Genomic DNA, 22029 nt, shown 5'->3' on the forward strand with positions numbered 1-22029 from the left:
ATGGCGACCAATGGCGAGCCTGTGCTGGTTGTGGGTGGGCGTACCACGGGCTTGATGATGGCGGCGGAATTGGCGCGACATGGGGTCCCTGTCCGGATCATCGACAAGTCGCCCGGTATTGACCCCCATTCTCGCGCGACCTATTTGCATGCGCGAACGTTGGAGATTCTGCACATCCTGGGCGTGGCCGAGGAGATCGTTTCCCTGGGGCAACCGCTGAAGGCGATTTCCTTGTACGCCAATGGGGAACATATCGCAACGACGCCTGACCTGCCGGTCGATTCTCCCTTTCCTTGGGGCGCTGCGTTCGCCCAGTGCAAAACGGAAGCGATTCTCCAGCGGCATCTCAATCGCCTTGGCGTCGAAGTGGAGCGGAGTACCGAACTGCTGAATCTCCAGCAGACGGACGAAGGGGTGCTGGCCACCATCCGCAAGTTTGACGGTTCCGAGGAGACGTTCGTCACGCCGTGGCTGATCGGCTGCGATGGCGCTCATAGTACCGTCCGGCGGCAAATCGACGAAGAGTTTCCCGGCGAGATCGATCCTTTTCCGTACCTGGCGGCCGATGTCTTGATCGACGGGCCGATCGAGCCCGACATCGCCTATCTTTGCTTACACGACAAAGGGGACTTGTTCATCTTCCTGCTGGATGAGGGGCGACGACAGATCATCACGACGCTGCCGAAGAACAGCACTAGAACGGAGCCGCCGACGCTGGAAGAGATGCAGCAACTGATCGACGAGCGCGGCTTTGGCAAGTTTCGTCTTTCCGATCCCCGTTGGCTGACGACTTACCGCACGCACTATCGATTGGCGCCGAAGTATCGGCAGGGACGCGTGCTGCTCGCCGGCGATTCGGCCCACGTTCATAGCGTGATCGGCGGCCAAGGAATGAATACCGGCATTCAGGACGCTCACAACCTGGCCTGGAAGCTAAGTCTAGTGATGCGGGGCGTCGCGCCCGATTGGTGGCTTGACACGTATGAGAGCGAACGTCGCAAGATCGCGGCGGACGTGATCGTGTGGACGAAACAGGCGAACAGCGAGCTAACGCGTTTTGCTGAACTGAGTCCTGAAGAGCAACAACGTTTGTGCGAGCATATGGTCGTGCCGGAATGCGATCGGATGGCGCTGCGGATGCACGAGGAGGAGATCGATCTCGATTACCGATCGAGCCGTTTGAGTCTCGAGTTTGATCCCTGCGAAGCGGGCCCGTCGCCCGGCGAGAGAGCGCCTGACGTCGCGGAGATCTTCGCCTCCGGAATCGCTTCCAGCCTCTTCGAAACGCTACGTGCGCCATACTATCATCTGCTGCTCTTCAATCCGCCGGATGTGGATTCCATCGCTCCCGACGTCGTCGCGGCGGCCGGGAAGGCGCTGGACGTTCACGGTCATTGGCTGAGAACGCTGATTGTTGGACCTGACGTCAGCGGTATCGATTGGCCGGCCGGGGTGACGCCGGTTATGGATCTGGACGGGGAGTTGCGGCGACGCTATGGAGGGGACGTCGCGCGGCTCTATCTCATCCGACCCGATGGCTATGTCGCCTACCGTAGCCAAGGGGTCGACGGCCTCGACGCTTACCTTCAGTCCGTACTGAAGTGACGAATAGCGTTGCGGGCGACTGGCGATTTCCTAAGTCGCTTTGATTAGGCGACTTAGGCTTCTGGTGGGGCTCCGCATGCTTCGACTGCCGAGAGAATTCTGGTCAATTCTGACGTGATTTTCTGGTTTTCGCCGCACCATGATGGCCTTTGCGCTATCTCCTGAGGTCTGCGGAACGTTCGTTCCCCGAAACAGATGAGGGGAAGTGGTTGTTCGATTCGTTTTGCAGGCGGGGCGTCGAAGCGGCAATTTAGGGAACGCACGTCGTTTACTCTATGATTAATAAGTTCGATTAGTTTTCGATTGTCAGGAAATCGCCAACATGCGTCTTCGTCCCAGGGGCTTGGTTCTGTCGATCGTCGTTTGCCTGGGGATGTCGGCTGTTCCGCTTCACGCGGACGACGGGCAGCAGCCGAACATCCTCTTTATTGCGATGGACGATCTAAACGACTGGATCGGCTGCATGGGTGGGCACCCGCAAACGATCACGCCGAATCTCGATCGTTTGGCGCAGTCGAGCGTTCTGTTTACGAACGCTCACTGCGCGGCGCCTGCGTGCAATCCTTCACGAACGGCGATCTTTACCGGGATGTCGCCGTACCGATCGGGTTTGTACGCCAACAATCAGAAGATGCGGGAGGTTTTGCCAGAAGCGGAGTTGATCCCCAAGTGGTTCTCGCGGCATGGATATCAGTCGTCCGGTTCCGGCAAGCTGCTGCACTACTTTATTGACGCACAGTCGTGGGACGACTACTTCCCGAACAAGGAGAGCGAGAACCCGTTTCCCCGCACGCTCTACCCGGAGAAGCGGCCGATGAATCTGCCGGTCGCCGGACCTTGGCAATACATCGAGACCGATTGGGGCGCACTCGATGCGACCGATGACGAGTTCGGCGGCGATTACCTCGTCGCCAAGTGGGCCGAAGAGCAATTGCAGAAGCCGCACGACAAGCCGTTCTTCATGGCGTGCGGAATCTACCGTCCCCATGAACCGTGGTTCGTCCCGAAGAAATACTTCGAACCATTTCCGCTAGAATCGATCGAACTGCCGGCGGGCTACAAAGCGGATGACCTCGCCGATTTGCCACCGGAAGGAAAGAGAAGGGGACCGAATCGCTACTTTGCTCACATCCAAGCCCACGGCAAATGGCGGCAAGCGATCCAAAGCTACCTCGCGTCGATCCACTTCGCCGACGCGATGGTGGGGAAGATTCTCGACGCGCTCGACAACAGTCCCTACGCCGACAATACCATCGTCGTCCTGTGGTCCGACCATGGCTGGCATCTGGGGGAAAAAGAACATTGGCAGAAGTACACCGGCTGGCGAGTTTGCACACGGGTGCCGCTGATGATCCGCGTTCCGCAAGGAGCGGCGGGGCTTCCCGGCGGCGCGCAACCGGCGAAATGCGATAAGCCAGTCAATTTGGTCAGCCTTTTCCCGACGCTGGCCGAGTTGTGCGGTATGGAGCGTCCGAAGCAAGCCGACGCGCCGTCATTGGTTCCGCTGCTGAAAGACGCCAACGCCGAGTGGCCCCACGTCTCGATTACCTGCTTGGAAGATCCTGGCAGTTTTAGCGTAAGCGGCGAGTCTTGGCGTCTGATCCATTACGCCAACGGCGACGAAGAACTGTATGACGCTCGGAAAGATCCCTACGAATGGAGCAATCTCGCCGGCGATTCGCGCTATGCTGCGATCCGGCAAAAGCTCTTCTCCCAGGCGCCGCAAAGCTTTGCCAAGAAGCCGGCACCCAGCGTCGCGTCGCTCGAGAGCTTGCCTTGGGTCGCGGCTAGTGAGAAAGCGATACCTCCCTCACAACCGGATGGAGTGACGTTTGACGTCCATTTCCTCAACCGCTCGAAGCACCCGGTTAAGCTGTGGTGGGTAGATCGTCAGGGAACAATGAAAAGCTATGGCCAGATCCCAGCCGGCAAAGAGCGGAGTCAATCGACGCGGCCCGGCGCCGTTTGGGCGATTACCACGATCGGCGACAAGCCGCTTGGCCACTTCAGGGTGGGCGATCGTTCTTCGAAGGCGGTTGTGCCTGCGGAGTAGACGTCGTCGAAAAACGAGTTCTCCACTGCGATCTTGACGTTAGCTCAGGATATCGTCGTGGTAGTGCCCTTCGTTCAGGTCAACTCGTTCCGGGCGTCCTTTGTGCATGTAGATCGTCTTGGTGTGATCCATGCCGAGCAGGCCCATCACGGTGGCGTGAATGTCGTGGACATGCAGTTTGTCTTCCACGGCGTAGAGGCCGAGATCGTCGGTGGCGCCGATCGTCTGGCCCGCTTTGACGCCGCCGCCGGCCATCCACATGGTGAAGCCGGTCGGGTTGTGGTCGCGGCCGGTTCCCTTTTCGCTCATCGGAGTTCGGCCGAATTCGCCGCCCCAGATGACCAGGGTATCTTCCAGCATGCCGCGCTGACGCAGGTCGGCGATCAGACCCGCGATCGGCTTGTCGACGCCGCGGCAGAGACGCGAGTGGTTCGACTCGATGTTGCTGTGGCTGTCCCACTTGCTGCCGGCGCCGGAGTAAAGCTGCACGAAGCGAACGCCCCGTTCGACCAATCGGCGAGCGAGCAAGCATTGGCGACCGTAGATTTCGGTCTCTTTTTCATCCATGCCGTACATCTTCTTGATCGCTTCCGATTCGTTGTCGACGTCGACGGCGTCCGGAGCGTCGGCTTGCATACGGGCGGCCAGCTCGTAGCTTTGGATGCGAGCTTCAAGTTCAGAGTTCGATTCGCGGCCGACGTAGTGCTGGCGGTTCAGGCTATTGATGAACGCGAGCTTTCCTTGTTGTTCGGTCAACGTGACGCCGGCGGGGTTGTTCAAATTGCGAACCGGTTCGGCGCCGGTCTCGAACAGCACCCCTTGATGTCCGGACGGCATAAAGCCGGAGCCCCAGGCGCGAGCGCCGTTGACGACCATCGCCGAGCTATCCTTCATCACGACGAATGTCGGCAGGCTTTCGGTCGGCGTGCCAAGTCCGTACGAAACCCAAGCGCCCAGCGACGGCCGGCCGCCGAAAACGGCGCCGGTGTTCATCTGGCAGACGCCGCCGGCATGGTTGATGCCGTCAGAGACGCACGAGTGGATGACGCACAGCTCGTCCGCGATGGCGTGGTGATGCGGTAGCCAGTCGGAAACCCAGAGCCCGCTCTCGCCGCACTGCTTCCACTGGCGTTTGCATTCCAGGATCGGCGAGTTGACTTCCCCCATCGCGGTCACCGGACGGGGGAAGCTTTCGGGCAAGGTCTGCCCAGCCAGTTTGTTCAATAGCGGCTTGTGATCGAACAAGTCGAGATGGCTCGGTCCACCTTCCATGAAGAGCCAAATGACGTTCTTCGCGCGACCGAAGCGATTTGGGATCTTCTTCGCGACCGGGTTGTCGGTCGTCGCGGCGGCCAACGGCTGACCGCTGAGCGCGGCGTAGGCCAACGCGCCGAATCCGCCGCCGGCTTGCAGCAGGAAGTCGCGTCGCGAGTGTTGGTAGTCGATGTTATTGCAGCTCATGGGTATTCTTCCTTCGGTTGGACTCGGGGATCCGACCAGTCTTCATCGGACGGATGGGGGATCCGTCCTACATATTTAGTGCAGATAGAGGAATTCGTTGGAGTTAAAGAGCGCCTGACAGAAATCGGTCACGGCGCCGAGCATTTTGTTGGAAGCGTCGGCAGGATTTTCTTTCGGCGTTTCTCGCAGCCAGGCGGTATCCGGAGCAGGATGTTCGCCATCGGTTCCGTTGAACGTCCAGTCCAAGATCCGCTTGCTCTTGGCGAAGTCGGGGCCGACCAGCAGTTGCTCTTGCGGCAGGGCGCCTTGGCTGATGGTCAACTTGGCGAGCTGACCATCCCACAGATGCCCCGCTGCCTCGCGGCCGCCGGCGATGATCTTCAACGCAGGGTTTTGAATCTGGCTGACGACCGAAGTCTCGACCGTCGAAGTTTCCAGCTTCGCGTTCGGATCGGAAAGGTCTTTCATGTAGAAGGTCACGTAGCCGCTGGTCGGGTTCTCTTTCGAGGGAGTCGCCGAAATCACCGCCGCCAGATAAACCGGCTTGCCGAGCGGATAGGTCAGCCCCGAAGCGACAACTTCATAAGCTGGTTCATCCTGGAAGGTGCGGCCGACCAACTGCACGATGAAGTTCTGCGGATGGTAGGCCGACTTCTTGCTGGTGACGCCGATGTTCCAGCCATTGGACTTCGTGCCGCCGTTCCAGCGAGAAAGAACCGTGTTGACGCTGGCATCGTCATAAATCCGGTCGAGAATCACGACCGCTTCGACGGTGAACTGATCGCCAGGGTTCTCGGCCTTTTGAATGTGCAACCGTTCAAAACGGCTGTCAGGCTGAAGCCAGAGGGACTTGTCTCCCAATTGGAAATCGGTCGTCGAGCCAAAGTATTGCCCAATCGGACGCAAGCCGGTTTCGTTCGGGAACTTGTCCTCCGGCTGCGACTTCGCGATCGGCGAGTCGCCCATGCGGTTGAGCTGCTGGCTGACGAAGGCCAATGCGCCGTTGACTTCGTCGTCGGTCGCCGCACGGCCGTAGGCGAGTTGGTAGGCGAGACGGACGTCGTCCGCCGTCAGTTCTTTCTTGCCTGCGAGCAAACGTTTGGCGAAGGCGCGAGAACGTTCCAAGCTCCACTTGCCGTTGACCAGCAGCAGCGATTGCAGCGGAGTCGTCGTGGCGATGCGTTCCGACGCCGATTCGAAGCCGAGGGGAGCGTCGAAGCCGCGGAGCATTTCGTCCGGTCGATTGCGCATCTTCTTGACGAAGACGCTGCGATAGGGGGACGAACCGTCAACCGAGGCGCCGCCGTCGCGCTGCTTGAGTTCGCCGGAGATGGCGAGCTGCGCGTCGCGCACTTCTTCGGCATCGAGCCGTTGCGGCGGATATCGCCAGAGCAGCCGGTTGGTCGGATCGACGTTGTTTTCCCGCTGCGACGGTTCGCGACGAGCAGTCTGACGGTAAGTGGCGCTGTTCATGATCAACTCATGCAGCGGTTTGATTTTCCAGCCTTCTTCGAGGAAGCGGGTCGTCAACCAATCGAGCAGTTCGGGATGGCTCGGCGGTTCTCCGAGCGTGCCGAAGTCGTTCGGGGTCGGCACAATCCCTTTGCCAAGATGCCGCTGCCAGACGCGGTTGACGATGACGCGGGTCGAAAGGGGATTCTTTTCGCGAACCATCCAATCGGCCAACGCGGTGCGGCGGCCGGTAGTGGTCGTGGTGGGAGTGATCTGCGGCGCTTCGTCGCCGAGCAGAGCGAGGAAGGACGGCTGCACTTCTTCGGTCGTCGTTCGGGTCAGCAAATAGGTGGGCGCCGGTTCGGTACCGAAATCGGTGGCGACGAAGGCATTCGGCAACGGTTTCGGTTTTAGCGAGTCGAACTTCTTCAGCTCTTCTTTGAGCGCGACGTACCGTTCGAGCTTTTCAGGTTTGCTCTTCAGCGACTTTTCGTAGTCCAAGCTGAGCGCCGCGCGATGCGCCTGGCGAAACACCAGGTACGACAACTGTTTGTCATAGGTCGTCTTTTCTTCTTCAGGCTTGTTGTAGATCGCCTGAACGTCTTCGGGAAACTGTTTGACGATTCCCTTTTCGTTGTTGGCGAGGATGTCTTTCGTCATTTCGTCCATTTCAGCGCGGATCGCCTGGGTCGCTTCTTCCCATTTCTGCTCTTGTTGGCGATAGGCGTCGACTTCTTCTTTGGCGCCAAGCGGCTGGTCCATCGGCCAGGAGACGCTCGATAAGAAGGCTTGCAGCCCGAAGTAGTCCTTCTGTAGAATCGGATCGAACTTGTGGTCGTGGCACTGAGCGCAGCCGATCCCGATGCCGAGAAACGCCTCGCCGGTGACGCGGGTCATGTCGTTGATGATGATGTCCCAGTGCATGCGGGCATTGCGCTGGTTCCATTCGTAAATGCCGAGCCGCAGATAGGAGGTTCCGATGAAGACGTTCGGGTCGTCGGGATTGATTTCATCGCCGGCAAGTTGTTCTCGCACGAATTGGTTGTACGGCTTGTCTTCGTTCATCGAACGAATGACGTAGTCACGATAGGCGCCGGCGCTGGGGCGGAACGCGTCTTCGTTGTAGCCGTCGCTTTCGGCAAAGCGGACGACGTCGAGCCAATGTTGCGCCCAGCGTTCGCCATAGCGGGGGCTGTCGAGCAGCTCACGAATCAAACGCTGCCAGGCGTCAGGGCGATCGTCGTTGACGAATGCGGCGACCTGTTCCGGAGTCGGCGGCAGTCCGTGCAAATCGAAGTAAGCGCGGCGGACCAGTTCGTAGCGGTCCGCTTCCGGAGCCGGCTTCAGTCCGGACTGTTCCAGCTTGCGAGCGACAAAATGATCAATTTCGTTTCGCGCCCAGTCATGACCCGCATCCGGCACGGCCGGATCTTCGACCGGTTGGATCGCCCACCAACTGCGGTCTTCATCGGTGAACGACTTGTCGGAGGTGCGGATCAGATTGGAATCGGCTTCGGGCCAAGGGGCGCCCATCTTCACCCAGCGGGTCAGAATCTCGATCGAGTCGGCGCTCATTTGGCCGGTCGGCGGCATCTCGTACGACGTATAGTTGATCGCATCAATCAACAGGCTCTCGTCCGGTTTTCCCGGGACGAGCGCGGCGCCGCTTTCGCCACCTTGCAGCATCCCGTCGAGCGAATCGAGTCGCAGTTCCCCCTTTTGTTTCTCGGCGTTGTGACACGAAACGCATTTCGAGGCCAACAGAGGCCGGACTTTCGACTCGAAGAACTTCAGATGTTCGACGTCGATCGACTCTTCTGCAAATGCGGCTGCGGAACAAGCGAAGAGACTGAGGATCGCAAGGGTTCGGATGAACATGGAATTCCTTTTGGGCCCAATCAGGGAGCTATCTCGAATTGTGCGGATCAGTCGCCTGTGGGAGGCGCGTGTCGGCGTGTTATTTATTCCGGCGGGAAAACGTCGTCGATACTTTTAATTTTGGACGATATTCGTCGCGAAGGCTAGGAAAATAGGGCCGTGACAGGCTTCCCCCCGTCGGTAATCGGAACGGGACGGGAACCGTCAAATAGCTCCTGGGACGGGTTGATGCCGAGAGCCGCGTGGATCGTCGCGTGGAAGTCGGGAATCGACACCGGGTTTTCCACGATGTTCTTGCTCAATTCGTCGGTGACGCCGTAAGCGCCGCAGTGATTGAGTCCGCCGCCGGCTAACAGCAAGCTGAAGCATGTCCCTTGGTGTCCCCGTCCGCCGCGACTGTCGTACGAGGCGGGACGACCGAATTCGGTCCCCAGTGCGATCAAGGTCTTGTCGAGGATTCCTTGCTTCTCCAGATCGGTGATCAACGCCGAAAGGGCAATATCGAGTTCCTGAATCAGCAGGTGCTGGTTCTGTTGCCCTTCGTTGTGCGTGTCCCAACCGGTTCCATTGATGAAGTTCAAATTGTGCGACACTTCGATGAAGCGGACGCCCGCCTGAACGAGTCGTCGCGCAAGCAGGCAGCGTTGACCAAACTCGCCACCATAGGCGCTGCGCAACTCGGCCGGTTCGTCTTGCAGACGGAAGTGACGCATGAAATCGGGACCTGCCAGTCGCATCGCTTCCGCTTGAGCGGCGCTGTACTGCTCGATGATGGAACCCTTCGGAATCGCAGCCGTCTGCGGCTGAAGCAATTGGAGGCGACGTTCGGCTCGATCGGACGAGACGTCTTCGGGTCGGGAGAAGCCGGCCGGTCCGCTTTCAGTATCAACCAGATAGACGAAGCCTCCTTTGGCGCCAAGGAAGCCTGGGCCGCGGCTGACGTTGGGATAGCCGATCACCATGTAGGCAGGGACTTCCGGATTGGCGGCGCCGCGGACGTGACCCACGATCGAACCAATTGACGGATAGGTGATGCTGCCGCTGATCAAACGCCCGGTATGGACAAAGTTCGTGCCGAAGGCGTGTTCGTCAATCAGGTGGTGATTGATCGTTCGCATGGCGGTCAAACGATCGGCCAGCTTGGCGGTCCGGTGCAGATGTTCGCAGAACTGGACGCCGGGGACGACGGTGTCGACCGTATCGTATTCGGAACCTGCTTGCTTGGGAGCGGCCTTCGAGTTGCCGCGTCGCTTTGGATCGAAGGTGTCGATCTGCGCCATGCCGCCGCCGAGCCAGAGGAAAATCACATGCTCGGCTTTCCCTTTCGGGAAGTGCAGGGGCGTCGGCGACGCGAGTACGGAACCGCCCGTCAAAGCCGCGCCGGCAAGTGCGCCTGATTGCATGAGGAAGTTGCGTCGATTCATAGCTACTCCGATTTTTGACCGATGGAGGCGGGAGTCAAAAGGATCTGTCTGCACCAATTGAGTTCGTAGGCGAACGGCAACGGTTACGGGGTGTAAATAAACTCTGGCGTATTCAGGACTGCCCAGAGGAAGTCCTCCATACGCAATCGCCAATCTTCATTGAGCGCGTTGCTCGGCGGATCGCCGCGACGCGCTGCGGCTTCTTTTTGCATCGCCAGCGAGTTGGCCGGGCCATCGACATGGTTCGACCAGCTGACGTAGCGTTCCGGTTCATGTTTCTTCGGTTCCGGGGCGATCCGCTGCGACTCGGGTATCACACGCGTTTCGTACCCTTTCGAGAGAAGCGTCACATAACGCTTCTTCTCTTCATCGGTTGGCTTGCGAGTCAGCAATCGCAAAAAGACGCGATCCACCAACTGATCCAGCGGCTGATCTTCCAGGGCGAGTTCAGTCAGCTCATGCCGATCGCTCAATCGCGTTAGCCACGAGCTCATCACGCCGTTGGCGTAAATCGCCGGTTGCAGAACGTTCGGTTCCGTTTCACGCAGGCTCCGCGGATCTTGGCGAGCTCCACGCCAATCAAACGCGGTCAGCACGCTGGTGACGGCCGTAATCTTCGGCAGCGAAAGGCTAGGACGATCACGCTCGTTCGACGTCGAAGTCAACATCCAACTGCGGCGCGGTTTGCCCAGCGTGATGGAGTTGCTCATGGCGCGGACCCCGTCAATGTCGAGGCTCACTTCTTCCAGGTCAAACGGAGTGCCTGTGGCATGGAAGAGGGAGTCGACGATTTGCTCAGCGGTCAGGCGACGCGGCGCCGGAGCGATGTACAGCGGGCTGGTCGCGGTCAGGGTTGGATCGGTCGCACGTTGGTAGGCGTGCGAGTTCAGGATCAAGCGGCTGATCGCCTTGGGGTCGTAGTCCGACGCGACGAGCTGTTGTCCCAGCCATCGCAGCAGTTCGGGATGGGACGGTTCTCCCTTTTCCCAGTCGGCGACGTTGGCGACCAGGCCGCGTCCCATCAGCCGTTCCCAGATGCGGTTGACCATTACCTGGGCGAAGCGTTCGTTTTGCGGCGCCGTGATGAGGGCGGCTAGACGATCGCGCGAGTTCTTAGGATCTTCGGCGAGGGCGTCGGCGACCGCTTCGTCGCAGTACCGCTCGAACGGCCAGACCGGCTGCACGACGGCGCCTGGCGCGAGCGTCACTTCGATCAACGCCTTGCGGCCGGTTTGATGCAAACGATCGGCCGGAACGCTGCTCGACTCCGGCAGTTTCACCGGCTCCTGTTTCAGCAACGCGGCGACTTGCAGCAGGTCCTCTTGTTTGGAAACATGCGAAGGAGCGTCATGGCAGCGGGCACATTTCATCTCGACGCCGAGGAACGCCGAGCTGACGATGATTCCCTTGGCCGCCATCGGCAAGTCGTTCTGCGACGCGGTGGCGAAACCGGCCGGCCCGCCGAATCGTTCGCTCCCTTCCATCCGGATCAACTCAGTCACGAAGAGATCGGCCGGCTTGTTGTCGAGGAGCGACTCATACAACCACCAGCGGAAAGGTCCGGTGTTGTTGAGCGTCGGATTGATCATGTTGGGGTTTTCGGCCAACACGTCGAGCCAATAGCCCATCCAGTGATCGGCCGAACGCTGATCGGCCAGCAGGCGATCGACCACGTTGGCGCGGCGCTTGGCCGGATCGTCTTGAAGGAACGAGGCGATTTCGGCTTCGGTCGGCGTGACCCCGACGGTGTCGAGCGTGACGCGGCGGAGGAAGTCCATGTCGTCGGCCAGCGGCGTCAGCTTGAAATTACTGGCCTCAAACTGCGGCCAGATGGCGCCACCTTTGATCCAGCGTTTCAGCAGATCGACTTCGGCGGCCGACAGACGGTCTCCCTTCGGCGGCATCACTTCGTTTTCGTCCTCGGAAGTGATGCGAGCGATCAGAGCGCCCTCGTCGGAGTGACCCGGAACAATCGCCGGCTCAACAGAATCGCCCCCTTCCAGCATCGAAGCGAGATTGTCGATGCGGAGTCCCCCTTGGGATTTGCTCCCTTGGTGACAGCTGTAGCAGCGAGCTTCCAGCAGCGGACGAATCTCTTTGAAGTAATCGACGCCTCCTTGTTTCCCTTGATCGGCCGCTTTGGCGACGGAGTCGATCCGCGCGGCGATGAAGTTGTCGATGTCGTTGTTGGCGGGGTAACCGGCCGGAAGCTGCGGAACTTCGACGCGGTCAATTTCGGTCAGCCACTTGGCGGCGGCCGCACGGCGTTTGTTCCAATAGGCTTCGTTCGCGGCGCGGCGTTCCGCTCTCGCTTGTGCATTGATCTTGTCGAGATGCTCACGGCGTTCCGCTTCATAGGCGGCCCAGCCGGCGTCGGTATAGTCGACATGACGATCGCCAGGAGAGAGAAGCGACCACGACGCGATTCCTTCCGGCGAGATGGCGACGACCGTTTCCCCTAGCTCAGGACGGAACTTGCTGCCGCCGGTGATCCCGCCGAGCATCGTTTCCAAAATGACGAAGTGTTCGCCGCCGGCGGTTTCAAATTCGCACCATGCGTCTCGATTGCCGGGAGGAGCGAAGCGGAAGTCGGGGCCGAGGTCGAGATATTCGTCTTGGGCCGAGAGCAAGCCGTGTCCGCCGGGATCGTGGGGGCGGGGCGCCGTTTCCAATAGTTGCTTGCCGTCAATCGACAGCCGGCTGATGCCGCGTCCGCGCAGGAGCAATCGATGCTTTCCCGGAGGAAGGTTCACCACTGCCGACGCCCGGACATGCGAAGGATTAGCGCGATCTCCGCGAACGCCGGTCGAAACGTACTTTTGCGGCAGCTCGAACAGGCCGAACGCATCCTCAAAGTACGTCTCGGTCACTTCCGGCTCTTCGGGCCAGCCGTTTGTTTCGGGAACCCCTTTCTCGCTGATCTGGACGAGAACTTGTCCCGAAGGAATCATCTCGCGCGTGACCGGCGGCGGGGGCGGAACGTAAACGTATCGCTGCGAGATCGCTTCGGGAGCGAGCGGCTGGCGATAGAGGGCGATGTTGTCCATCCAGCCTTGGAAAGACTGGCTGGCGTCGCGATGGTAGCCGGCGCCGATCACCAGATCGTCGGTATCCTGCACCGGCGGCAAGTCGGTGACGCCACCCAGGTCCCAGGTTCCATCGGTCGGCTCGCCGTCGATGTAGGCCTGAAGGCTGGCGCCTTTACCGAAGGTGTAGACCACCGCCACATGATGCCAGCCGGTCAGCGGTACTTCGGCCTTGCTCCACCAGCGATGCCAATCGGTCTTCTTCGTTTCAGGATCTTGGCTAGTAAACAAAAAGCCCAGCTGAGCGCCGCCGTCGGTTCCTTGCAGGCGAACGGCGTAGTTCTGATTGTTTTCGCCCAGGTTCTCGCCGAGCTTGCCATGTCGCCCTTTACCGATCAGGTAGACGTTATGTCCCTTGCCGATCGACTTCACCTTGAGCCACGCCTCGAAGGCGAGCGTATCGCCGGCGCCGAAGCGAACGTTGGTGAAACCGCCTCGCTCGTGGTCTTTGACGACGATGCACCCTTCGTGTCCGGCGAAGGAGGTGGCGCGGTTATCGGCGCTGAAGTTGGGATAGCGCGGCGACTGCGGGCCCGCGGCCGGCGAGCCGAACTTTCCTAGCCAAGCGCCGGGCTGCGACTGGCCGTCGAAACGCCACTCGAGAATTGGTTCCGCTTGCGCGGCGCCAGCGGTTGCGAGCAACATCAGGGCGGCCAGAAGCAGTAGGCTCTGGAAGCGGTGGGAGTTGTTCATACGTGCTGTGGGGGTTGAGGACATGTGGATGTGCGGGGTGGGGCAAAGTGAGGCTTTGACCGCGGGGAGGGAACGTTACCGAATGGCCGGGAGGCCGCCGACATAAACCGGATCGACGTAGTGTCCATCGTCCATGGCGTCTTGGAAAAACAAGCCTTCGACCTTTTCGCCGGGAGCGTAGCCGAGATCGGACAGATCGATGCCGACCGCCAATCCGCGAAAACGAATTCCTTGTTTGATCGGCGTCGCTTCCAACGACTCGAGTTCGGCGAGCGACGCTGCCGGTTGGCCATACATATGGACGTAAAAGTCGGTCAAGTTGCAGACGCTGGCCGACTCCATCGTCAGGTCGTAGACCCGGATGGTGTGCGACTTCAGGCCATCATGAAACTTCAGCGGGCTGATGTGAAACGCGTCCCCGTCGGGAGGATTCGAGAACGTTTGCAGATCAAAGAAGACGACGTCGGGGCCGGGGCCATTCACGATCGGTTGATCGAATTGGATCGCCAAGCCGGGCGTGGCCGACTCGCCCGATAGTACAGGATCGGAAGTAAGAGGCTCGACGCTGCCGCCAGGATTGATCACGCCGGTGACGAGACTGCAGTCCGAAGAGGTTTCGATACGCGGGCTGGGCAGCGTCTCTTTACCGCAGAGATAAGCGCCGGTCGAAACGGCTTTGAACGCCGTCACGTGCGACGGAATAAGATCTTCGACCAGGATTTCGCGGATCCGGCCGTCACGCTGCACGGTCACGCTGATCAAATCCTCGGCTCCGCCGTCGGCCGCTTTCGTCGCTTTGTACGAAACGATGCGATCAGGGAGTCCGCGGCGATAGGTGCTCGCGTCGAACGGAATGTCGTTGGCGGCGAAGACGCGCCCCTTGGCGAGCTTCAGCGCCTTGCCATCGGTCAGGCGGATTTCGTCGCGGGCCGGCTTGGCGGTCGGGTTCGCTTCGTAAACGTCGGCGGCGCCTTCGATCACTTGAACTTCCGTTTCGCTCATTTCGGAGACGTTGACGGTAAAGCGCGTGCCGCGATCGACGACATGCGTCACCGGCGTTTCGACCCGAAAGCCTTCGGCGCCATCGGGAGCGTGAACGCTACAGCGGCCAATATCGAGGGCCAGACATTCGTCGGATAGAACGCGGAAGACGGCCGGTCCTTCGACGATCGCCGTCGCTCCGGCCGGGAACTTGATCTTCACCAGGCCGCTCATCAGCACATATTCGCGGAGCGGCGTCAGGACCGAGCGAGCCGGCGGCGCCAGTTCGCCAAAGAATTTGGCGCGAGCCATGCTGGTAAAGCGAACTTTGCCGTCTAGCGATTCTTCCGTCGTCGACTGGGCGACGTCAGACCGCATGGTCGTCCAGACGCCGTAGGAAACGACCGCGAGGAGCGAGAGCGCAACGACAAAGTACATCGCCGAGCGCCGTTGGGAACGGGCGGGAGGAGCGGCCTCTTTCTTTTGAACCGAAGCGGTGGCGAGACGTCCAACGTCGGCCATTACGCCGCTGACGAACGATTGCGAATCTTCTGGCAGCCGGGACATGACCTCTTCAACGAACTGGTCTTGTCGCGAAGGGACTTCGGCGACCGCCAAACCGAGCAAGCGGTGCGTCTGATACATGTCGGCGGCCAACTGCAGCAAGCTCTCGTCGGCGGCGAGCATGTCACGCAGCTCCGCCATTCCGGCTTCGTCCAATTCCCCTTCGAGGTAATCGGTCCACAGTTCAGAAAATCGTTCGGGAACGTTCATGTTGCGCCCCCTTCGGCGTTCATCATACGAGCTTCAATACATTGCTGAAGTTTTTGTCGAATCTGCCACAGCTGCTTTTTGACGGCCGCGACCGAGCGACCGCTGCGAGCGGCCATTTCTTCGAGCGGGATTTCTTCGTCGTAACGCCATGAGACGAAGCGACGTAAATGTTCGGCCAGCGAGTCGACGCAGGCCTGTAGATGATCAAGCCGCGTCGCAAACAGTTCCGGCGGCTCTTCGCCGCGCTTTTGCAATTCGCGCTGCAATAGGTCAGGGGCGTAACGTGCGTGATAGTCGGCCAGGCGACGCAAGCGGGTAAACTCGGTCTTCAACTGATACCGGGCGATCGCGAACAGCCACGCGTCGAATCGTGTGCCAGGTTCGTAATCGTCCAAGCGAGTAAAAGCGGCGACGAACGTCCGCTGCGCGATTTCGTCGACGTCGATTCCTGGAGGCGCATGGCTGGCGAGCCACGCACGGAGCGGGGCTTCGAATTGGCGAACGACCAGCACGAAGGAATCGGTGTTTCCTTCCCGGGTACGCTGAATCGCCGCTTCCAGGGTCGAATTGTCGAAGTTGGCAGGAGTCGTCATCACAACCCAATGGCACTTGTAGGACCCAGGTTACCCTGGTGTGTTAGAAAGTTTGCCGTTAAGGCGCAAATAATTGATTTGTATTGCACTTTGCAGCCTCTCGGGCTCTTTTTAGCGGATCGAAAGGGGGCGTTCTTGCCCTCCTTCTTTCATTATCCTCTAGCCAAGCCCTTTGCGTCGAATACGTCGCTGCTTCGCAAAACGCGCAAGGTTCGTAGGCGAAGCAATTGCCGCCGGTTACTTGGGGCGCCTGATTCGCGCTGCCTGAGTGGGAGCGAAACCTAGACTGTAGGAACTGACCCAACGGCTACTCCTTGCGAGCGACGAGCATCTTGTGACGACTGACGCAAACGGGGCATCGACGATCGAACGACAATCGCTGGAAACCGGCAAGTGGGCGAATCTGTTCATGGCCGTTGCCGGGGTCGTGGCCGCTTATGCGTCGCATTCCGACGCCTTGCTGGTGGATGGTTTGTATTCCGGCGTGAACTTCTTCTCGGCGATCATCGCTGCGCGGATTAGCCAGTCGCTACTGGCTCCGCCTGACGCGCGCTATCCGTTTGGCTATGACGCGTACGAAGCGATCTACGTGAAGTATCGCTCGCTAGTGCTGCTCGGAATCATCTCCTTCGCCATCTTTGGCGCGATTGCAAAGATCATCCGCTACGCCGGCGGGGGCGAAGTTGCGGCCTTGAACTTCGGACCGATCGTCATCTACATGGTGGCGATGGTGGCGATCTGCTTCGGTCTGGCGGCCTGGCACTATAAAAATTGGAAACTTACCGGCAGTCGCAGCGAGTTGCTCCAGACCGAAATGAAAGCGGCGGTCGTTGACGGAATCATCAGCGCCGGAGCAGGGGGAGGTCTGGTCGGCGCCGCGCTGTTGCGAGGAACTCCGCTGGAATTCATCGTGCCGGTTTCCGATTCGATCGTCGTGCTCATCATGTGCGGATTCATCGTTGGCCAACCGCTGCGAATCTTTTTGAGTTCGCTGCACGAGGTGGCTGGCGGCATGGCGCCGGAAGACGTTTGTGCGAAAGCGCGATCGATCGCGGAAGAGACCGCAAAAGGGCAAGAGGTCGATGTTCTGACGGTCTCGACGACGAAGCTGGGACGCAGCTATTTCGTGATCGCCTATCTCAAGCCAAAGACGTCGGTTACCGCCGAAGAAGTTGACGCATTTCGCGAAAAACTGATGTCCGAATGTCAGGAAGCGATTGGCATCGTCAAAACGGAAGTGATCATCACGGCGAATCCGCCTTACGAAGCGCCGCAGCCGCAGGGCTGATTTGCGCTACTTCCGCGAGACTTCGTCTTTCGCCAACGTTTCGTCGCTTGCCGACGACTCGGAACTTTCGGGCGTCATCCCGGCGGAGGGCTCGCGCGGCTCAAGCGTTACGAGCGTTCCGTCGGCCGGTTTGGTCGAGACGCCCGCCTTGGCAGGGTTGTTCGCATTCACGGCATGGAAGCGGAATAGCTTCACGAAGACGCCAACGACAAGCGCGACTTCCAACTGCCCCAAATGTTTGCCGGGACAGACGCGCGAGCCGTGGCCGAAACCGAAGTGAAGATATTCCTTGGAGCGCGACTTGTCTGCGGCCAAGGTTTCCCAACGCTGCGGAGCGAAGACGTCGGCAGGGTACCCGGTTGCCGCTTCTCCCCAATGATCGGCGTGTCGATTGGCGTGCCAAACGTCGAGCAGAATGTGCGTCCCTTTCGGAATCTCCATCACGCGGCCGTCCGCCGTTTCAATCCGCGTCGTCGCCGTCGCTTTGCGGGGGAGAAAATAAAGCGAGGGAGTCAGCCGCAGCGTTTCTTCGAGCGCTGCGTTCAACTTGCTCGCCGCCGCCAGGTTATCAGGGGTGAAATGCGCGATCGGCCCGACTTCGCGGAAGACTTCCTCTTGCCACGCTTCGTCTCTGGCCAGGTGAGAGATCGCCCAGGTCGCGTAGGAGGTGGTCGCTTCTAGCGCGCCAGCAAGAAAGACCTTGATGTTGCTGCGGAGCGCTTCGTCCGGAGCGTCGGTTTTCAGCTTGTCCCACAATCCACCGCCAGTGGCGCGAGCGGCCAGAACGCGATCGGTCAGACTTTCAAACGCGGCGAAGTCGCGATTGGCCTGATCGTAGCGGCGACTGACTTTGGCGAGCATCTCGCGCGATATGCCGAACCGGTTGGTGACCGTATCTTGCACAATGTGATCGATTACCCGTTCCAGCGCCGGGACGTAATAGTCGCGCAGCTCCTGATAATCAATCGACGCGCCGAAGAAGCAAGTGACCAGCATCTCGAGCATCAGCGTTTTGATTTCGGGCTCAAGCGCGATCTGCAACTGATGCGAATTCGTTTCGGCCAGATGTTTTCTCAGCAGCACGAGTCGCTCGCGTATGGTCTTGCGGAGCGTGTCGCAGAAACCTTGGAAGATGTCGATCTGGAAGAGGGCGGTCTTGCCGAACGGGGCGGCCGAGACTTTGCGTTGACGCCGCCACATCACGCCGTTGCCGAACAGCAGCGTATCCTCGCCGGTCGCGCGGGCGATGCCGGTTGAGGGCAACGTGTCGCGGTCAAATTGTCCTTCGCGATCGCCGGTGGCGGTCAGGATTGCGCGGATGACGCCAGGGTCGCGGGTGACCAGCACCGGATCGAAGCCGGGAACTTTGAGGTAGCGATTGTGTCGGCCAGGACCCTCCTCTTCGTCGGCTCGCCAGAAATAGGTTTCCAGAATTTCGATCGGCCGCTGGAAATTCCAAGGATGCGGGAAGGGGAGGGTTCGTCGCCCCGGCGCCCAGCAAATGGGAACTCGCGTTGGTTGGCAGTCGCCGCCGAAAGGATTGTTGGCCATCGAGGATGTTCGAGTTTGCTTTGCTTTAGGAAAAAACGAAGCGAGTTCCGGCCTGCACCGGAGAATCTATTGTCACTTGGCGAAAGAGGCTATTCAATGATCGCGGAAACGAGAGGGAGATGGGGTAGATTCCGTAGAAAAAAATTCTGCGTCTTCTCCAAACTAGCAAAGTGCCAGCGATCTCCATGTCTTTTCTCGATGACGCGATTCGCTTTCCAGAGTAGGAAAAAATCGCCCAGTGGCGGTCGAGATGGTGCCAGTTGGCGCTCAGGACGCGAGCGAGATCGTGCAGCCGTAGGAGCTTGCTGCGGGAGAAGACGACGAACTGCTGACGACCAGCATGGGGCTGATCCGCTATCGCGTCTATGGTGGGGGGCGTTGCACCGGATTTACGGAGCGTTCGCCGGTCGAGGAAACGCTATGGGCCGAGCACGACCTTTAGGATCCGCCGACGCATACCCGGGCCGAGCAGAAGTTATTGTTGCCGAGCTTCGTGGTCTAGCCAACCTGGCTCGACGCGGTGAGCGCCGCTTCCAGTTGCGGTTTCACTGCCGCGGTCCATTCGCTCAAACGCGCGTCGGTCAGCATTCCCTGAGAATTGTTGTCGATCGCTAGGCCGACGAACTTGCCGTCGAGCACCGCGTCGGAGCCAGTGAACGTATATCCTTCGGCGCTCCACTCGCCGACGATGGTCGCTCCCAAGTCTTTGAAGATGCGATAGAGCTTGGCCATGCCGTTGACGAAGCGATCGCCATATTTCTCTTGATCGCCAAGTCCGTAGAGGGCGACCGTTTTGCCGGTGAAGTCGGCGCCGGCCAGTTGCGGTAGGAACTCGATCCAGCTGCCATCTTTGGCGTTGTTGGCGACGCCGGGGAGCTCACCGGCGCCGTAAGTGGCGGTGCCGAGAATCAACACGTCGTACTGCAGCAGATCGTCGATCGTCGCCCGGTTGATGTTGAGCGGTTTGTCGACGAGATCGGCGCCCAGCAGCTTGGCGATCTTCTTGCCGATCAGCCGGGTCGTGCCGGAGTCGGTGCCGAAGAAGAGTCCTACCTTGTTCATCGTTCCTGCCCTCGCAAATAGAGGAATAAGCGGTTGCGATCGAGTGTGATCGACAACTAGATCGCCCCGACGCGATCAATCGCTTCCGGCTCGATCCGTGACTCCAGGACCTGCTCCCAGGTTAGTTCGGTCGACTTGAAGTTGTGCTTCTTCGCCGTTTCCCAGACCAGGATCACCTTGTCTTCGCGCGAGAGCCCCTTCAGGTCTTCCTTTTCGAGGTAGAGCAAATCGAGCAGTTCGTTCCAGACCATCGTGTCGGCGTACGGCAGCAGCTGGAACGTGGCGCCGCCGATGATGACTGTTTGCGGCGTGCCGATGTCGCGAGCGAAAATCACGCCCAACGTATTTTCGTTGATCAACTCGGCGTCGATCTCGGTCAGCTCTTTCAGCAGCTCAATTTCGGTGAAGGCGCCCGACAGGAAGAAGAGCTTCTCGCCGTCGCTGACGGCGACCGCTTGCGTCAGCGTTTCGCTGGGGGGGCGACGATCGCGGAGCGGTTTATCGAAGTCCCCGCGAATCGCCCAGTCGCCACGATAGACGAACTGGCCTTCCTTCGAAGCAGGAGCGGCGAAGTTGAGGTTGGAGAGCCGACCCGACTTGGCATAGTCGTCGAACAGCATGAGCGAGTCTCCTGCGTAATGCGGAATGGTTGGTGTCTTGTAAAATCAGTGGATGTCGTGAGCCGCTTCGAGATCGGCGACGCTATTGGCGATTTCGCGAACGACGCTGCCGCCGACTTCATCGGTCGGATCGAGTTGTTCCAGTTTGGCGAGAACCTCCAGCGCGCTCTCGATTTCCCCTTGGCGAAGAAACACGAAGCCGGCCGCTTTCAGACTGTAGAGATACAATCTGGCCGGGCCGGAAACTTGGGCGAAGCAAGCGGCGTCTGGCGCGATGTTTCGCCAGTCGGCGTCGCAACCGATTCGCTCGGCCGCTTTGCGCAGCACGACGCCGATCTGGTCGGCCGCTTCGGTAAAACGATCGGCGTAGGCGTACATCTTGTACAGCGCCACGCCGATCTCCAGCTGGTCGGGCATCGCCTGTTGTGCGTCGCGCAGCAGTTGTTCCGCTCTTCCCCAATTGGTGAAAACGTCGAGCTCTTGATCCAATAGCTGCCGAAACTCCGGCGCAGCATCGTCCGGCACGGCGACTTCGCTCAGTAGATCGGCGACTTTCACGGTTGGTTGGTCCTCTTTCAGGCAGGCTTGGCGACGCGGTCGAATTCACGTGCCAATCGCCTGGCGGGTTCCAACTAAGCAACCGCTGTGCCACGACCAGCTTTTCATAGCGTCGCGGCGAGAGTTCCTGCTTGTGCCGCAGATTTACACGTCGGCGGCGCTTGAGGCGTGTGTCATGTTTTCTCGAATCAAACAACCGTCGTGCGACAAGCGACATGCTCGATCTTTACAACTTCGGCGTCAGAAAAGAAGTTGCGTCGCGGGGGAGTTCGCCAGGCCGTTGTCGCAACATCGGCCGCAATCTGAAGTTCGATCATGTCCCGAGGAGACGTCAAGAAATGGGGGAGAGAAACCGTCGCTCCGGCATGTCCTTTGCTTTTGGAGGAGACACGGAGACGAACTATGGCAATCAGCTATCCCACAGAATCCGATCTGCGTAACCTTCCCAAATGGGCCCGCGTGGCGTTCGCCGCCCGTTGCGCTCGGCGCTTGGAGCGAGCGATGCACGCCCATCCCGGCGCCTCCAGCGAATTGCGCGCGATCGTCGCTTGGGCCATTTCTGAGGCCGAGATGAGCTGCGAATACGGGGTTCCCAGTGATGATCTGAGCGACGCGTCCAAACTGGCCGACGCCGCTCATGAGATCTTACAGGACTTAGACGACGCTTTGCCGGCGATGACGGCCGCCGTCGCCTGTTGGGTGGCGAAGGCGGCGCAGTATCCGGACAAGGTTTCCGCCAGCTCCAGCTATGGCGCCAGCGCGGCGGTCCAGCGTTACTTGGGGGAAACGCGTGAGGTGCAGGCCGACTTTCGTCGGCTGACTGAATTCAGTCAGGCCCAAGACTGGACTGACCGTTCGCCGGTTTCCTCCACGACGTTTCCTCCGTTGCCCCCCTTCGATCTCGAAGAGAAGCTCGCGAGACAGAAACGATCGTCGACGACCGAGTGAGC

At 59.7% G+C, this 22029-nt stretch carries 14 protein-coding genes; 4 read left to right on the forward strand and 10 right to left on the reverse strand.

The window, feature by feature from the left end; genetic code table 11:
* Both LOC68_RS19245 and LOC68_RS19250 read left to right on the forward strand, forming a co-directional pair.
* Entirely contained in the window at window positions 1-1605 is a 1605-nt protein-coding gene (locus LOC68_RS19245; protein WP_230221758.1) for an FAD-dependent monooxygenase, read from the forward strand.
* A gap of 322 nt (window positions 1606-1927) precedes the next feature.
* Entirely contained in the window at window positions 1928-3658 is a 1731-nt protein-coding gene (locus tag LOC68_RS19250) for a sulfatase-like hydrolase/transferase (RefSeq protein WP_255670802.1), read from the forward strand.
* 39 nt (window positions 3659-3697) lie between these two features.
* Here the strand turns inward: LOC68_RS19250 and LOC68_RS19255 are convergent, their stop codons facing one another.
* The 6 genes from LOC68_RS19255 to LOC68_RS19280 all read right to left on the reverse strand — a co-directional run bounded on the left by LOC68_RS19255 (window position 3698) and on the right by LOC68_RS19280 (window position 16000).
* Entirely contained in the window at window positions 3698-5119 is a 1422-nt protein-coding gene (locus LOC68_RS19255) for a DUF1501 domain-containing protein (protein ID WP_230221760.1), read from the reverse strand.
* 75 nt (window positions 5120-5194) lie between these two features.
* A complete protein-coding gene (locus tag LOC68_RS19260; protein ID WP_230221762.1) occupies window positions 5195-8449 on the reverse strand; it encodes a PSD1 and planctomycete cytochrome C domain-containing protein in 3255 nt (1084 codons plus the stop codon).
* Between the two features lie 143 nt (window positions 8450-8592).
* Window positions 8593-9873 carry a DUF1501 domain-containing protein gene (locus LOC68_RS19265; protein WP_230221764.1) on the reverse strand — a complete coding sequence of 427 codons (1281 nt, stop codon included), beginning with the start codon at window positions 9871-9873 and terminating at the stop codon, window positions 8593-8595.
* An 83-nt stretch (window positions 9874-9956) separates the two neighbouring features.
* Window positions 9957-13652, reverse strand: coding sequence for a DUF1553 domain-containing protein (locus LOC68_RS19270; RefSeq protein WP_230221766.1), 3696 nt, complete (start codon window positions 13650-13652; stop codon window positions 9957-9959).
* A 75-nt stretch (window positions 13653-13727) separates the two neighbouring features.
* Window positions 13728-15407 (reverse strand): FecR domain-containing protein, encoded by a 1680-nt coding sequence (locus LOC68_RS19275; RefSeq protein WP_230221768.1) that lies wholly within the window; start codon window positions 15405-15407, stop codon window positions 13728-13730.
* Window positions 15404-16000, reverse strand: coding sequence for a sigma-70 family RNA polymerase sigma factor (locus LOC68_RS19280; RefSeq protein ID WP_230225170.1), 597 nt, complete (start codon window positions 15998-16000; stop codon window positions 15404-15406). Before LOC68_RS19280 ends, LOC68_RS19275 begins: the two co-directional genes overlap by 4 nt.
* A gap of 334 nt (window positions 16001-16334) precedes the next feature.
* Here LOC68_RS19280 and LOC68_RS19285 point away from each other — a divergent pair, with 334 nt between their 5' ends.
* Complete coding sequence (locus tag LOC68_RS19285) at window positions 16335-17288, forward strand: cation transporter (RefSeq protein ID WP_230221770.1); 954 nt, start codon at window positions 16335-16337, stop codon at window positions 17286-17288.
* Between the two features lie 6 nt (window positions 17289-17294).
* Here the strand turns inward: LOC68_RS19285 and LOC68_RS19290 are convergent, their stop codons facing one another.
* The 4 genes from LOC68_RS19290 to LOC68_RS19305 all read right to left on the reverse strand — a co-directional run bounded on the left by LOC68_RS19290 (window position 17295) and on the right by LOC68_RS19305 (window position 21079).
* Complete coding sequence (locus LOC68_RS19290) at window positions 17295-18839, reverse strand: cytochrome P450 (RefSeq protein WP_230221772.1); 1545 nt, start codon at window positions 18837-18839, stop codon at window positions 17295-17297.
* A 498-nt stretch (window positions 18840-19337) separates the two neighbouring features.
* Entirely contained in the window at window positions 19338-19901 is a 564-nt protein-coding gene (locus LOC68_RS19295) for a flavodoxin (RefSeq protein ID WP_230221774.1), read from the reverse strand.
* 56 nt (window positions 19902-19957) lie between these two features.
* Window positions 19958-20521, reverse strand: coding sequence for a hypothetical protein (locus LOC68_RS19300; RefSeq protein ID WP_230221776.1), 564 nt, complete (start codon window positions 20519-20521; stop codon window positions 19958-19960).
* 45 nt (window positions 20522-20566) lie between these two features.
* On the reverse strand, window positions 20567-21079 hold the full coding sequence (locus LOC68_RS19305; protein WP_230221777.1) for a hypothetical protein: 513 nt from the start codon (window positions 21077-21079) through the stop codon (window positions 20567-20569).
* A 501-nt stretch (window positions 21080-21580) separates the two neighbouring features.
* Between LOC68_RS19305 and LOC68_RS19310 the strand changes: the two genes are divergently transcribed.
* Entirely contained in the window at window positions 21581-22027 is a 447-nt protein-coding gene (locus LOC68_RS19310; protein ID WP_230221779.1) for a hypothetical protein, read from the forward strand.
* Window positions 22028-22029 lie beyond the last annotated feature (2 nt).

The sequence above is a fragment of the Blastopirellula sediminis genome, from assembly GCF_020966755.1.
GTDB classification, from domain to species: Bacteria; Planctomycetota; Planctomycetia; order Pirellulales; family Pirellulaceae; genus Blastopirellula; species Blastopirellula sediminis.